Below are 14,167 nucleotides of genomic sequence, written 5' to 3'. Positions count from 1 at the left end.
ACGCTTGTGACACCTTGCTGAGCTGGGGTTTAGTGCCACTAATGACTTTAGCTGTGCCGAATCCATTGACTCGTCGCGGAATCGGCGTGCAAGGTCTGGCGCGGCACCTCCCCGCCCCCGCTGCAAAGGAGCAACGGACCATGCGTATCTCCCGCAGAGCCCTCGCCCTCGCCGCTGCCGCCGTCCTCGCCCTGCCGCTGAGCGCCTGCGGTTCCGGGGAGGACGGCGGCGGCTCCACCGACGCCTCGGGCAAGGTCGAGGGCGACATCACCTTCCAGACCTGGAACCTGCGCGCGAACTTCAAGCCGTACTTCGAGGGCCTGGTCGCGGACTTCGAGAAGAAGTACCCGGACACCCACGTGAAGTGGATCGACCAGCCCGCCGAGGGCTACGCCGACAAGATCAGCGCGGACGCGGCCGGCGGCACCCTGCCCGACGTCGTCAACGTCTCCCCGGACCTCGCCGCCCCGCTCGCCAAGGCGGGCCTCGCCCTCGACCTCGACAAGGCCGCGGCCAAGTACAAGCCCGAGTACCTGGAAGGGGCCTGGGCCAGCCATCAGATACCGGGGATGAGCGGGACGTACGCCTTCCCCTGGTATCTGAACACCGGGCCGCTCTTCTACAACAAGGCCCTGTTCAAGCAGGCCGGACTCGACCCCGCGCAGCCGCCGAAGACCTACGACGACCTCTTCACCGACGCCCTGAAGATGGCGCAGCAGAGCGACGGGAAGGTCGCCACCCTCGCCAACGTCCCCACCATCGAGGACTTCGGGCGCTACGGCGTCGAGCTGATGGACAAGCAGGGCACCGGGTTCGCCTTCAACGACACCAAGGGGGTCGAACTGCTCACCAAGTACAAGGAGCTGTACGACGCCAAGGCGCTCGACCCGCAGGCGCTGACCGCGACCCCGGAGTCCTCCGGCAAGAAGTTCCTCACCGAGGCCGTCGCCATGAACCCCGGCAGCGCCCTCGACCTCGCCAACTTCCAGAAGCAGGCGCCGAACCTGTACAAGAACATCGGCATCACCGACCAGATCACCAGCACCGGGCACGTCAACATGTACGTGATGGGCGTGATGGTCAACGCGAAGACCAAGCACACGGCGGCCTCCGTGGCCTTCGCGCACTTCGTGACCGACGCGCACAACCAGATGTCCTTCGCCAAGAAGGTCGCCATCTTCCCCAGCACCGCCGGCTCCCTCGACGACCCGTACTTCACCAAGGAGGACGGCACCGACGAGACCCGGGTGCGGATCGCCGCCGCCAAGTCCTTGAAGACCGCGGTCAACTACACGCCGGTGCTGTTCAGCGACCAGATGAAGACCGCGCTGCGCAACGAGGTCGCCAAGGCCCTGCAGGGCAAGGAGAGCCCCAAGACGGCTCTGGACAACGCTGTCAAGGCCTGCGACCAGCTGCTCCAGCAGCAGGGCTGAGGGGCGGGCATGGCCGGCGTGTCCCGCGTGCGGCGTCAACTGCCCACCAGTCCGTGGCTGTTCGCCGCTCCCGGGCTGCTGGTCATCGGCGCCTTCGTGCTCTATCCCTTCGTCTCGACGGTGGTCAACTCCTTCACCGACCGCCGCACCCTGATACCCGGCCGGTTCGTCGGCCTCGCCAACTTCCGTGAGCTGATCCACGACGACATGTTCTGGACCGGCCTGCGCAACAGCACGCTGTACATCGTCGTGGTCGTGCCTGCCCTGGTCGTCCTGCCGCTGCTGCTCGCGCTGCTGGTCCAGAAGAACATCCCGGGCATCACCTTCTTCCGGTCCGCCTTCTACACCCCGGTCGTCGCCTCGATCGTCGTGGTCGGGCTCATCTGGGTCTGGCTCCTCGACGAACGCGGCCTGGTCAACTCCCTCCTGGAGACGGTCGGGATCGGCCGGATCGGCTTCCTCAGCGACCAGTGGCTGCTCCTGCTCAGCGCGATGGCGGTCACGGTCTGGAAGGGCCTCGGCTACTACATGATCATTTATCTGGCGGCGCTCGCCAACGTCCCGCGCGAGCTGCACGAGGCCGCCGCCGTGGACGGCGCGGGGGCGGTGCGCCGCTTCCTCTCCGTCACCGTGCCCGCCGTCCGCTCCACGATGGTGCTGGTCGCGGCGCTCTCCTCGGTCGCCGCCTTCAAGGTGTTCTCCGAGGTGTACCTGATGGCCGGGCCGGACGGCGGCCCGGCCGGCGAGGACACCACCCTCGTGATGCTCGTCCAGCAGACCGGCACCGGACTGACCGGCCGGGTCGGCTATGCCTCGGCGCTCTCCGTCGTGGTCTTCGTCGTCACCGTCGCACTGATGCTGCTGGTGCTGCGCGCCGACCGGAGGGACCGCCCATGAGCGCATCCCGGGCCCGCCTCACCGACGAGCACGGCCGCCGCATCCGGATCGGCGAACTGGTCCTGCGCTACGCCCTGTTGCTGCTCGTGCTGGCGGTCACCGTCGGACCGTTCCTGTGGCAGCTGTCCACCTCGCTCAAGGGACCGACCGAGGACATCTTCAGCTCGCCCCCGAGCTTCCTGCCCGAGCACCCCACCCTGCACAACTACCAGCGGGTCGCCGACACCATCCCCGTCTGGGACTACGCCCTCAACTCGCTGAAGGTGGCGGGCGCCAGCGTCGTCACCAACTGCGTCGGCTCGGCGCTCGCCGGATACGCCCTGGCCCGGCTGCGCTACCGGGGGCGCCGGATCGCCACCCTCGTCTTCATCCTCGCGATGCTCGTGCCGGTGGAGGGCATCATCATCGCCCAGTTCACCACCATGCGGGAACTCGGCCTCAACAACACCCTGATCGGCGTCGTGCTGCCCGGCTCGATCGGTGCCATGAACGTGCTGCTGATGCGTAACGCCTTCCTCAACCTGCCCTACGAGATCGAGGAGGCGGCCTACGTCGACGGCGCCGATGTCTGGCAGCGGTTCCTGCGGATCGCCCTGCCGTCGGTCAAGGGCACCGTCGCCGTCGTCGCGATCTTCGCCTTCATGGGCGCCTGGGACGACTTCCTGTGGCCGCTCATCGTGCTCAGCGACCCGTCCAGGTTCACCCTCACCATCGGCCTCAACTACCTGCACGGCACCTTCGCCAACGACGAACGCCTGGTCGCCGCCGGCACCGTGATCGCCGTGGCCCCGCTCATCGCCCTGTTCGCCTGCCTCCAGCGGTACTTCTTCCGCGGGGTGGGCGAAGGCGCCGTCAAAGGCTGAACCCCCGTTCCCGCAAGGAGACCGCATGCCTCCGGCCGTGCGCTTCGGCGTCAACTACACCCCCAGCGAAGGGTGGTTCCACCACTGGCTCGACTTCGACCTGGACTCCGTACGCGCCGACCTCGACTCGATCGCCGCGCTGGGACTCGACCACATCCGGGTCTTTCCGCTGTGGCCCTATTTCCAGCCCGACCGCACCCTGATCCGGCCGCGGGCCGTGGAGCAGCTCGTCGCCCTCGCCGACGCGGCCGCCGAACGCGGCCTCGACGTCAACGTGGACGGACTGCAAGGGCACTTGAGCAGCTTCGACTTCCTGCCGGCCTGGACCCGGACCTGGCACCGGCGCAACCTCTTCACCGACCCGGAGGTCGTGGCGGGGGAGGCCGCCTATCTCCGCACCCTGGCCGCCGCGCTCGCGGACCGGCCCAACTTCATCGGCATGACGGTCGGCAACGAGGTCAACCAGTTCGCCGCCGGCCCGCATCCGGATCCGGACCGGGCCACCGAGGAGGAGGCGGAGCGCTGGCTGGTACGGCTGCTGGCCGCCTGTGCCGAGGGCGCCCCCGGCCGGCTCCATCTGCATGCCTCCTACGACGCCGCCTGGTACCAGGACGACCAGCCCTTCACTCCCGCCCACTCGGCCCGCCTCGGCGAGGTCACCGCCGTGCACTCCTGGGTGTTCAACGGCACCGCCCAGCGCCACGGCCGCACCGCCCCGCAGACCGAGCAGCACGCCGCGTATCTGGTGGAGCTCAGCAAGGCCTGGGCCGAGGACGCGCACCGGCCGGTATGGCTCCAGGAGGTGGGCGCGCCCGCGCCGCTGATCCCCGCCGAGCACGCGGCCGCGTTCACCGAGGCGACCCTCACCGCCGTACTGGACTGCCCCGATCTGTGGGGCGTCACCTGGTGGTGCTCGCACGACGTCAGCCGGAGCCTCGCCGACTTCCCCGAACTCGAATACGGGCTCGGGCTGTTCACCAACGACCGCAAACCCAAGGACCTCGCGCACGCCCTCGCGGCGGCCGAGCCCAGGGCGGCGAAGGCGCGCGACACGGCGCTCGTGGTGCCCTCCGACCCGGCCCGGCGCTCCCGGTGCGCGCCCGGCGGCCCCATCTTCGACGCCTGGTTCCGGCTCGTCGCCGACGGCGCCCGCCCCACCACCGTCCTCGACACCCGCGCGGACGACCAGGACCATCTCGCCGCGCGTGGCATCACCGAGGTCGTCACTCCCGATCAGGTACTCCCCACCCCACCAGGAGGCACCGGCTCGTGAACCCCAGCAGACGTACCGTCCTGATCGCCGCCACCGCGGCGGCCCTGGCCCGCTCACTGCCGGCGACGGCAGCGACCGAGCCGGCGGCAGCGGCCGAGCCGGCGGCAGCGGCCGAGGCGGCGGCCGCCACCCCGCCGTACGCCGCCTACTGGTACCCGGACTCCTTCCCCTCCGGCAGCCCCGGCACCGGTATCACCTGGCACAGCCTGAAGAACTGGAGCGCGGCCACCGACGCCGACCTGGCCTTCAACGCCGCCTCCGTGCCGCTCGCCGCCCGCTTCACCCCGACCCCGGCCAACACCACCGCCCGCTCCGGGCAGGCCCGCGTCCAGGCGCTGGTGTCCTTCGGACCCACCTCCAGCAACCCCTCCCAGGGCGCGGCCACCGCCGACTACTACGCGCTCACCCACTGGTCCTACCTCGACGAGCTGGTCTTCTGGGGCGGCTCGGCGGGGGAGGGGATCGTCCTCGCCCCGAACGCGCCGATCGTGGACGCCGCCCACCGGCACGGCGTGCCCGTCCTCGGCAACATCTTCCTGCCGCCCACCGCCTACGGCGGCCAGCTGCAGTGGACCCGCGACCTGGTCCAGCAGGACGCCACCGGGCACTATCCGCTCGCCGCCCAGCTGGTCGCGGTGGCCGCCGCCTACGGCTTCGACGGCTGGTTCGTCAACGCCGAGACCGGCGGCGGCAACACCGCCCTCGGCACCGCCATGCTCGGTTTCATGACCGAGCTGAAGTCCCTCGCCGCCGCCCGGGGCCAGCGGGTGACCTGGTACGACGCGATGACCGTGAACGGGACGGTCAGCTGGCAGGGCGCCCTGAACAGCCAGAACCAGGCCTTCTTCCAGACCGCCGACGACATGTTCGTGGACTTCCGCTGGAGCACCTCGACGCTCGCCTCCTCGGGCACCAAGGCAGTCCAACTCGGCCGCAGCCGCTATGAGCTGTGGGCCGGTGTCGACGTCGAGTCCAACGGGTCCAGCACCTCCGTGAACTGGGACGCGATCGTGCCCAGCGGCTCGGCGCACGTCGCCTCGATCGGTCTCTACCGGCCCGAGTGGACGCGCAACCACCTCCCCGCGAGCCGCACTCCCGGCGACTTCCACGCCGCCGACGACCGGTTCTGGACCGGGCGGTCCCTGGATCCGTCCCGGCCCGACAGCACGGATCCCTGGCGGGCGCCGGCCGTGTCGGTGGCGGACCGGTCGACGGTGTCGGCGGTGCCGTTCGCGAGCGTCTTCAACACCGGGCACGGGCTGCGCTGGTACGAGGACGGCGAGGTCACCTCGGACACCGCCTGGAACCACCTCGGTCTGCAGGACCGGCTGCCGTCCCGGCGGTGGGCGGTGCGGACGGCGGGCACCGGGCCGGCCGTGACCTTCGACTTCGCGGACGCCTGGCGGGGCGGCAGCAGCGTGCTGGTGAACGGTGCGCTGGACCAGCCCGTGGTGCTGGACCTCTACGCGACCCAGCTGCCGATCTCGGCAGAGACGGTTGTCGAACTGACCTTCCGGACCGACTCTGGTGGCGTGGACGTCGAGCTCGCCGTCGCCACCGCCGAGCCGGGCAGCGCCGGTGCGGCACCGCCGTACACCTATCTGCCGGTGGACGCGGGCGACGGCTGGACGACCGCGACCGTCCCGCTCACCGGTCTCTCCGGCACCGTCCACGCCCTCGGTGTCCGGCTCACCGCGACCGGCGGGCCCGTGCAGTGGCGGCTCGGCGCCATAGCCGTACGGGAGGCGGTGAGCACCCCCGCCGCTCCCGCCGACCCGCAGGTCACAGCGGCCGACGGAGGTTCCCTCCGCCTCGCCTGGAGCGCGGCGCCCGGGGCCGTCGACGAAGCAATGGCGTCAGCCACACGGCACTACACCCTGCACCGGCTGCTCCCCGACGGCACCCGGCGCTTCCTCGGCGCCACCGGCCAGCGGGCCTACTACCTGACCGGGCTCCAGCCGGAGCAGGGCGAGGCGACGGCACGGTTCGAAGTGCGTGCCGTAGGGGAGCTGTACACCTCGTCGGACCCCGTGACCGTCACGCACACCTGGTAACCGGTAACGAACAAACGGAGCACCCCACATGCATGACGACCGCAGCTTGGTGGAAGCCCGCCTCAGGCGCGTCCTCGACGAGCGCATCCGCCCCGCCGTGTACCCCGAGTCCGTGCCGCTCGACGTCGCCGTGTGGCACGCGCCCGGCGAGCCCGTGCCGGTCGACGAAGGGCTCGCGGCCGAGCCCGGGCCGATCGAGGTGGGCGCCCGGTGGGGTGCTCCGTGGGGCACCAGCTGGTTCCGGGTGACCGGAACCGTCCCCGAGGAGTGGGCCGGGCGGACCGTGGAGGCCCTGCTCGACCTCGGATTCGACGAGAACATGCCCGGCTTCCAGTGCGAGGGCCTGGTCTACCGGCCCGACGGCACCCCGGTGAAGGGCCTCAACCCGCGCAACCAGTGGGTCCGGATCGGCGCCCCGGTGGCGGGCGGCGAGCAGGTGCGGCTGCACATCGAGGCCGCCTCCAACCCCGTCATCCTCGACTACCACCCCTTCCGGCCCACCTGGCTGGGCGACAAGGACACCGCCGGGCACGAGCCGCAGTACACGCTCACCCGGATGGACCTCGCCGTCTTCGACGAGACCGTGTGGCAGCTGGTGCTCGACCTGGAGGTGCTCGGCGAGCTGATGGCCGAGCTGCCGGCGGACGCACAACGCCGCTGGGAGATCCTGCGCGCGGTCGAGCGGGCCCTGGACGCCATCGACCTCCAGGACGTCAACGGCACGGCGGAGCAGGCGCGTGCACGGCTCACCGACGTCCTGTCCGTCCCCGCGGCCCCCTCCGCGCACCGGATCAGCGCGGTCGGTCACGCGCACATCGACTCGGCGTGGCTGTGGCCGTTGCGCGAGACGGTCCGCAAGGTGGCCCGTACGACCGCCAACATGACCGCCCTCATCGAGGACGAGCCCGATTTCGTGTTCGCCATGTCCCAGGCCCAGCAGTGGGCGTGGGTGAAGGAGCACCGGCCCGAGGTGTGGGCGCGGGTGAAGAAGGCGGTCGCGGACGGGCGGTTCGTGCCGGCCGGGGGGATGTGGGTGGAGTCGGACACCAACATGCCGGGTTCGGAGGCGATGGCCCGTCAGTTCGTGCACGGGAAGCGGTTCTTCCTGGACGAGTTCGGCGTCGAGAACGACGAGGCGTGGCTGCCGGACACCTTCGGCTTCGCCGCCGGGCTCCCGCAGATCATCAGGGCGGCGGGCTCCACCCGGCTCCTCACCCAGAAGATCTCCTGGTCCCAGACGAACAAGTTCCCCCACCACACCTTCCAGTGGGAGGGCATCGACGGCACCCGGATCTTCACGCACTTCCCGCCCGTCGACACCTACAACTGCTCCATGAAGGGCAGCGAACTCGCCCACGCCACCCGCAACTTCAAGGACAAGGGCCGCGCCCGGCACTCCCTCGCGCCGACCGGCTGGGGTGACGGCGGCGGGGGCACGACCCGGGAGATGGTCGCGAAGGCGGCCCGGGTACGGGACCTGGAGGGCTCGCCGGCGGTCGTCTGGGAGACGCCGACGGAGTTCTTCCGGAAGGCGGAGGCCGAATACCCGGACCCGCCCGTCTGGGTGGGCGAGCTCTATCTCGAACTCCACCGTGCCACCCTCACCAGCCAGGCCAGGACCAAGCAGGGCAACCGGCGCAGCGAACACCTCCTGCGGGAGGCCGAGATGTGGGCGGCGACAGCCGCCGTGCGGACCGGGTTCGCCTACCCGTACGAGGAGCTGGACCGGATCTGGAAGACGGTCCTGCTCCACCAGTTCCACGACATCCTGCCCGGTTCCTCGATCGCGTGGGTGCACCGCGAGGCCCGGGCGACCTATCAACGGGTCGCCGCCGAACTCGACGAGATCATCGACGCGGCACAGCGGGCCCTGGCGGGGGAGGGCGACCGGCCCCTCCTGTTCAACGCGGCGCCGCACGGTCACCACGGCATCCCCGCCGGGGGCGCCGGCGAGGAGCAGCGGCCCGAGGAGGTGACGGTGTCGGAGCGGCCCGGGGGCGGCCGGATCCTCTCCAACGGCCTGCTGCGGATCGAGATCGACGCCCGGGGCCTGGTCGTGTCCGCGTACGACCTCGCCGCCGACCGGGAGACCATCGCCCCCGGTGCGGCCGCCAACCTGCTCCAGCTCCACCCGGACTTCCCGAACATGTGGGACGCCTGGGACGTCGACGCCTTCTACCGCAACGCGGTCACGGACCTCACCGACACCGATGAGTTGTCGGTCGGCGAGGACGGCCGTTCGGTCCGCATCGCACGGTCCTTCGGCTCCTCCCGCGTCACCCAGGTGCTGTCGCTGCCGCCGGGCGAGCGCCGGCTGCTGATCGACACGGAGGTGGACTGGCACGAGACGGAGAAGTTCCTGAAGCTGGCCTTCCCGCTGGACCTGCACGCCGAACGCTATGCGTCGGAGACCCAGTTCGGCCACTTCCACCGCCCGACCCACACCAACACGTCATGGGAGGCGGCGAAGTTCGAGGCCTGCAACCACCGCTTCATCCACCTGGACGAGCCGGGCTGGGGTGTGGCGATCGTCAACGACTCCACGTACGGCCACGACGTGACCCGCGCGGTCCGTACGGACCGCGACCGGGGCACGACGACCACGGTCCGCGTCTCCCTGCTGCGCGCCCCGCGCTTCCCCGACCCCGAGACCGACCAGGGCGTCCACCGCTTCCGGCACGCGCTGGTGCCGGGCGCGGGAATCGCGGACGCGGTGCGGGAGGGCTGGCGGATCAACGTGCCGGAGCGCCGGCTGACGGGTGCGCGGGAGGTGGCCCCGCTGGTCACGGTCGACAACGACGCGGTCGTCATCACGGCGGTGAAGCTGGCCGACGACGGCAGCGGGGACGTGGTCGTGCGGTTCCACGAGGCGCACGGGGGCCGGGCACGCGCGACCCTGACGACGGGCTTCGAGATCGCGGAGGTCCGGGCGACGGACTTGCTGGAGCGACCGTTGCCTGAGCAGGCGGAGCACGTGGGTAACACTGTCAAGCTGCAACTGCGTCCGTTCGAACTGAAGACGCTGCGCTTCACGCCCCTTTAGGGGCGCGGGGCTGTATCGATATGCGGCTACCGCCGCGTGGGCGCGACCAGCCACAACGCACCCGCACCCGAAAACCCTCGGCCTACCCCCGTAGCTGCACCCGCAACCACTGCTCCACCTCACCCACATGCGAAGCCGCCGCAGCCCTCGCCGCCTCCGGATCCCGGGCGACGAGGGCCCGGTGGATCGCCGCGTGCTCCCGCCGCGTCCGCGCGAACGCCCCCTCTTCCTGAAACCCCCGCCACACCCGGGCCCGGAACGTCCGCGACGACAGCCCCTCCAGGATCGCGGCCATCGTGTCGTTCCCGGCGGCGCCGGCGATCACCCGGTGGAACGCGAGGTCGTGGGCGAGGATCTCCTCCGGGTCGTCCGTGGCGTTCATCGCCGTCAAGTGCTTCTCGACCTCGGCCAGTTGATCGGCCGTGATCCGCGCGGCGGCCAGCGCCGTCGCCGTCGACTCCAGGACCCGGCGTACCTCCAGCAACTCCACCAGCTGCGGCCCGCGTGACAGATCGGCGACCACCCCGAACGTCTCCAGCAGGTCACCCGCCTCCAGCTGGGTGACGTAGATGCCGGAGCCGTGCCGGGCCTCCAGGACGCCCAGGACCGTCAGCGCGCGGATCGCCTCGCGCATGGAGCTGCGGGACATGCCCAGCTGGGCGGCGAGATCCCGTTCCGTCGGCAGCCGCTGGCCCGGCTCCAGGCGGCCCTCCCCGATCATCGCCTTGATCCGCTCGATGGCGCGCTGCGTCACCGTGCCCTTCTGCGGGGCCGGCCCGTCCACACCGCTCGCGTCCACACCGTTCCTCCTGTCGCCGGTGCGCCGCAGTCTAACCAGCGATGTGGTCGGACCACTACGGCGCGAATCGCCGAAAAAACGCGTCCGGAGGGTGTTGAAGGCGCCGAGTGGTCTGATAAGTATGCGGGCATCTGCTCGAACACGCTCGATGAGGAGCTGCCAGATGCCCGGCAGAACACTGGGGAAGCGGAACAGGTACCGGATCATCGGCGCGACGGCCGTGGCCGTCGGCGCCTCGCTCGTGCTCGCCGCATGCGGCAGTACCAAGGACACCGGCAGCGGCAGTGCCGGAGGCGGCGGCACCGGCAAGGTCGGGGTGATCCTGCCCCTGCTGACCTCGCCGTTCTGGCAGTCGTACAACGACTACGTGCCCAAGATGGCGAAGTCGGAGGGTGTCGAGGCGCTGAAGACGGTCAACTCCAACAGCGACCCCTCCCAGCAGATCACCGACATCAACAACGAGCTGAACCAGGGTGTGAAGGGGCTGGTCGTCGCCCCGCTGGACAGTGCGGCCATCGAGGCGGGTCTCGACCAGGCCGAGCGCAAGGGCGTGCCGGTGGTCGCCGTGGACGTGGCGCCCGACAAGGGCAAGGTCGCCATGGTGGTGCGCGCCGACAACGTCGCGTACGGCACCAAGGCCTGCGAGTACCTCGGCCAGCACGTCACCAGCGGCAAGGTCGTGCAGATCATGGGCGACCTGGCCTCGGTGAACGGCCGGGACCGCTCCGAGGCGTTCCGGGACTGCGTGAAGACGAAGTACCCGAAGCTCAAGGTGCTGGAGATCCCCGCCAAGTGGGAGTCCGACACGGCCGCGTCCAAGCTGGACACGCTCCTCAACGCCAACCCCGACATCAAGGGCATCTACATGCAGGCCGGCGGTGTCTACCTCGCCCCGACCCTGCAGACCCTGAAGTCCAAGGGCATGCTCAAGACGGCCGGGCAGAGCGGGCACATAGCGATCGTCTCCAACGACGGCATCCCGCAGGAGTTCGACGCCATCCGCAAGGGCGAGATCGACGCGACCGTCTCCCAGCCCGCCGACGCCTACGCCAAGTACGGCATGTACTACATCAAGGCGGCGATGGAGGGGAAGACGTTCAAGCCCGGCCCGACCGACCACGACTCGACGATCGTCAAGCTGCCCAGCGGCATCCTGGAGGACCAGCTCCCCGCGCCGCTCGTCACCAAGGACAACGTCGACGACCCGAAGCTGTGGGGCAACACGGTCAAATGAGCACGCCACTTGTTGAGGCCCGGGACATCGTCAAGCGGTACGGCCCCACCGTCGCCCTCGCCGACGGCCGGCTCACCGTGCTGCCCGGCGAGTCCCACGCCCTCGTCGGCCGCAACGGCGCCGGCAAGTCCACCCTGGTCAGCGTCCTCACCGGCCTCCAGGCCCCGGACGAGGGCACGGTCCGTTTCGACGGCGAGCCCGCGCCTCCGCTCGCCGACCGGGACGCCTGGCGGAGCAAGGTCGCCTGCGTCTACCAGAAGCCCACCGTCGTACCCGAGCTGACGGTCGCCGAGAACCTGTTCATCAACCGGCAGCCGCTGCACCGGGGTCTCATCAGCTGGCGGCGGCTGAGGAGCGAGGCGGCCGCGCTGCTCGACACCTGGGACGTCCATGTCGACCCCGAGGCGCGCACCGCCGACCTCAAGGTCGAGGACCGCCAAATGGTCGAGATCGCGCGGGCGTTGAGCTTCGGCGCCCGGTTCATCGTGCTCGACGAGCCGACCGCCCAGCTCGACAACCGGGAGATCGAGCGGCTGTTCAGCCGGATGCGGGCGCTCCAGGACTCGGGCGTGACCTTCCTGTTCATCTCGCACCACCTCCAGGAGGTCTACGAGGTCTGCCAGACCGTCACCGTGCTGCGCGACGCCCGCTGGATCACCACCGCGTCCGTCGCCGAACTCCCGCGCCGGGCCCTGGTGGAGGCCATGGCGGGGGAGTCGATCGCCGAGCAGGACCACAGCCGCGAGGCGGTGGCGGACGAGTCCCCCGTCGTGCTGGACGCGCGGGGGCTGACTTCGCCGACCTACCAGGACATCGACCTCACCGTGCGCCGGGGCGAGGTCGTCGGGATCGCCGGATCCAGCGGCAGCGGCAAGATCGAGCTGGCGGAGTCCTTCGCCGGGCTGTACACCCCGACCGCGGGAGCCGCCCGCCTCGACGGCGAGGGGCTGCCGTTCGGCGATGTGAAAGCCGCCCTGAAGGCCGGCGTCGGCTGTGTGCCGCGCGACCGGCACGGGCAGGGACTGGTCTTCGGCATGAGCATCGGCGACAACGCCACCATGAGCGTCCTCGACCGGCTCGGCCGCTTCGGTTTCATCGCCGGCGACCGCAAGCGCCGCTTCGCCGACGAGCTGATCGAGCGCCTCGACATCCACACCGAGGGACCCGAGCAGCCCGTCTCCGACCTGTCCGGCGGCAACGCGCAGAAGGTCGTCATGGCCCGCGCCCTCGCCTCCGACCCCCGGCTGCTCGTCCTGATCAACCCCACCGCGGGCGTCGACGTGAAGTCCAAGGAGTCGCTGCTCGCCCGCATGGACAACGCCCGCGAGGACGGCACCGCCGTGCTGGTCGTCTCCGACGAACTCGACGACCTGCGCCGCTGCGACCGCGTCCTCGTCCTCTTCCACGGTCGCGTCGTCGCCGAGCACCCGGCGGGCTGGCGCGACCACGAGCTGATCGCCTCCATAGAAGGAGTGGACTCCATGCCCGCAGGAGCCGGCTCCCCGGCCGAAGGAGTGGACCATGGCTGACACGAAGGCCCCGTCGGCCTCGACCGCCGGCCCCGTGCGCGTTCCCGACGCCCGAGCCGCCAAGACCGTGCTGCTCCGCCGGGTCCGTGAACTCGCCCTAGTTCCCGCGCTGTTGGTTCTCCTGATCCTCGGTGCGATCGTCAACGACTCGTTCCTCACCGAACGGAACCTGATCTCCATCCTGGGCGCCTCGGCGGCCCTGGCGATGGTGGTCCTCGCCGAGTCGCTGATCCTGATCACCGGCAAGATCGACCTGTCCCTGGAGTCGGTGGTCGGCATCGCCCCCGCCGTCGGCGCCCTGCTGGTGCTGCCCACCGCGGAGTCCGGCTGGGGCACCGGGTGGCCGGCCGGGCTCGCCCTGGTCGCCGTCCTCGTCGTCGGCGGCGTCATCGGCGCCTTCAACGGCGTCCTGGTGGTGAAGTTCAAGCTCAACGCCTTCATCGTCACCCTCGCCATGCTGATCGTGCTGCGCGGGCTGCTCGTCGGCGCCACCAAGGGCAAGACGCTGTTCGGCATGCCCGACGCGTTCTTCTCCCTGGCCACCTCCACCTTCCTGCGGGTTCCGCTGTCGGTGTGGCTGGCCGCGGTCGCCTTCGGCGTGGCCGGGCTGATCCTCAAGTACCACCGGGTCGGCCGCGCCCTGTACGCGATCGGCGGCAACGCGGAGGCGGCCCGCGCGGCCGGTATCCGCGTCGACCGGGTGGTGCTGGGCGTCTCCGTCGTCGCGGGTGTCCTCGCCTCCGTCGGCGGGATCATGCAGACCGGCTACGTCGGCGCGATCAGCGCCAACCAGGGCAACAACATGATCTTCACGGTGATGGCGGCGGCGGTGATCGGCGGCATCAGCCTGGACGGCGGCAAGGGCACCATGTTCGGCGCCCTGACCGGCGTACTCCTCCTGGGGGTCGTCCAGAACCTGCTCACCCTGGCGCAGGTCCCGTCGTTCTGGATCCAGGCGATCTACGGCGGCATCATCCTCGTCGCCCTCATGATCGCCCGTGTCACCACGGGACGGGCCCAGGACTGATCGACCCGCGTCCCG

Annotated in this window: 10 protein-coding genes; 9 read left to right on the top strand and 1 reads right to left on the bottom strand. The window is 70.5% G+C overall.

All coding sequences use genetic code 11. From position 1 onward, the window contains the following. The first annotated feature begins 140 nt into the window (after positions 1–140). The 6 genes from ACFWXC_RS02605 to ACFWXC_RS02580 are packed head-to-tail and all read left to right on the top strand — an operon-like array spanning position 141 to position 9,563. Positions 141–1,433 carry an ABC transporter substrate-binding protein gene (locus tag ACFWXC_RS02605; protein WP_384471839.1) on the top strand — a complete coding sequence of 431 codons (1,293 nt, stop codon included), beginning with the start codon at positions 141–143 and terminating at the stop codon, positions 1,431–1,433. Between the two features lie 9 nt (positions 1,434–1,442). After that, positions 1,443–2,330, top strand: a complete 888-nt coding sequence (locus ACFWXC_RS02600; protein WP_384471836.1) for a carbohydrate ABC transporter permease — start codon at positions 1,443–1,445, stop codon at positions 2,328–2,330. Next, positions 2,327–3,193, top strand: coding sequence for a carbohydrate ABC transporter permease (locus ACFWXC_RS02595; RefSeq protein WP_384471833.1), 867 nt, complete (start codon positions 2,327–2,329; stop codon positions 3,191–3,193). Before ACFWXC_RS02600 ends, ACFWXC_RS02595 begins: the two co-directional genes overlap by 4 nt. Before the next feature lie 25 nt (positions 3,194–3,218). Further along, positions 3,219–4,466: a glycosyl hydrolase gene (locus ACFWXC_RS02590; protein WP_384471831.1), complete on the top strand. Its 1,248-nt coding sequence runs from the start codon at positions 3,219–3,221 to the stop codon at positions 4,464–4,466. Continuing rightward, positions 4,463–6,520 (top strand): endo-beta-N-acetylglucosaminidase, encoded by a 2,058-nt coding sequence (locus tag ACFWXC_RS02585; protein WP_384471828.1) that lies wholly within the window; start codon positions 4,463–4,465, stop codon positions 6,518–6,520. Before ACFWXC_RS02590 ends, ACFWXC_RS02585 begins: the two co-directional genes overlap by 4 nt. 28 nt (positions 6,521–6,548) lie before the next feature. Further along, complete coding sequence (locus ACFWXC_RS02580) at positions 6,549–9,563, top strand: alpha-mannosidase (RefSeq protein WP_384471825.1); 3,015 nt, start codon at positions 6,549–6,551, stop codon at positions 9,561–9,563. 82 nt (positions 9,564–9,645) lie between these two features. Here the strand turns inward: ACFWXC_RS02580 and ACFWXC_RS02575 are convergent, their stop codons facing one another. After that, positions 9,646–10,347, bottom strand: a complete 702-nt coding sequence (locus ACFWXC_RS02575; protein ID WP_384472501.1) for a FadR/GntR family transcriptional regulator — start codon at positions 10,345–10,347, stop codon at positions 9,646–9,648. A 178-nt stretch (positions 10,348–10,525) separates the two neighbouring features. Here ACFWXC_RS02575 and ACFWXC_RS02570 point away from each other — a divergent pair, with 178 nt between their 5' ends. Genes ACFWXC_RS02570 through ACFWXC_RS02560 form a run of 3 tightly spaced genes read left to right on the top strand, consistent with a single transcriptional unit; the run spans position 10,526 to position 14,152 of the window. Then, positions 10,526–11,596 carry a sugar ABC transporter substrate-binding protein gene (locus ACFWXC_RS02570; protein WP_384471822.1) on the top strand — a complete coding sequence of 357 codons (1,071 nt, stop codon included), beginning with the start codon at positions 10,526–10,528 and terminating at the stop codon, positions 11,594–11,596. Beyond that, the gene (locus tag ACFWXC_RS02565) at positions 11,593–13,125 is read left to right on the top strand and encodes a sugar ABC transporter ATP-binding protein (RefSeq protein WP_384471819.1); all 1,533 of its coding nucleotides are present in this window, start codon (positions 11,593–11,595) and stop codon (positions 13,123–13,125) included. The genes ACFWXC_RS02570 and ACFWXC_RS02565 overlap by 4 nt, the downstream gene beginning before the upstream one ends. Then, positions 13,118–14,152 (top strand): ABC transporter permease, encoded by a 1,035-nt coding sequence (locus ACFWXC_RS02560; RefSeq protein ID WP_351744224.1) that lies wholly within the window; start codon positions 13,118–13,120, stop codon positions 14,150–14,152. Before ACFWXC_RS02565 ends, ACFWXC_RS02560 begins: the two co-directional genes overlap by 8 nt. The last annotated feature ends 15 nt before the right edge of the window (positions 14,153–14,167 follow it).

This window comes from Streptomyces sp. NPDC058683 (assembly GCF_042716195.1).
GTDB lineage: Bacteria > Actinomycetota > Actinomycetes > Streptomycetales > Streptomycetaceae > Streptomyces.
The sequence above is the reverse complement of the archived record's forward strand: the minus strand, read 5'-3'. Positions and strand labels throughout refer to the sequence as shown.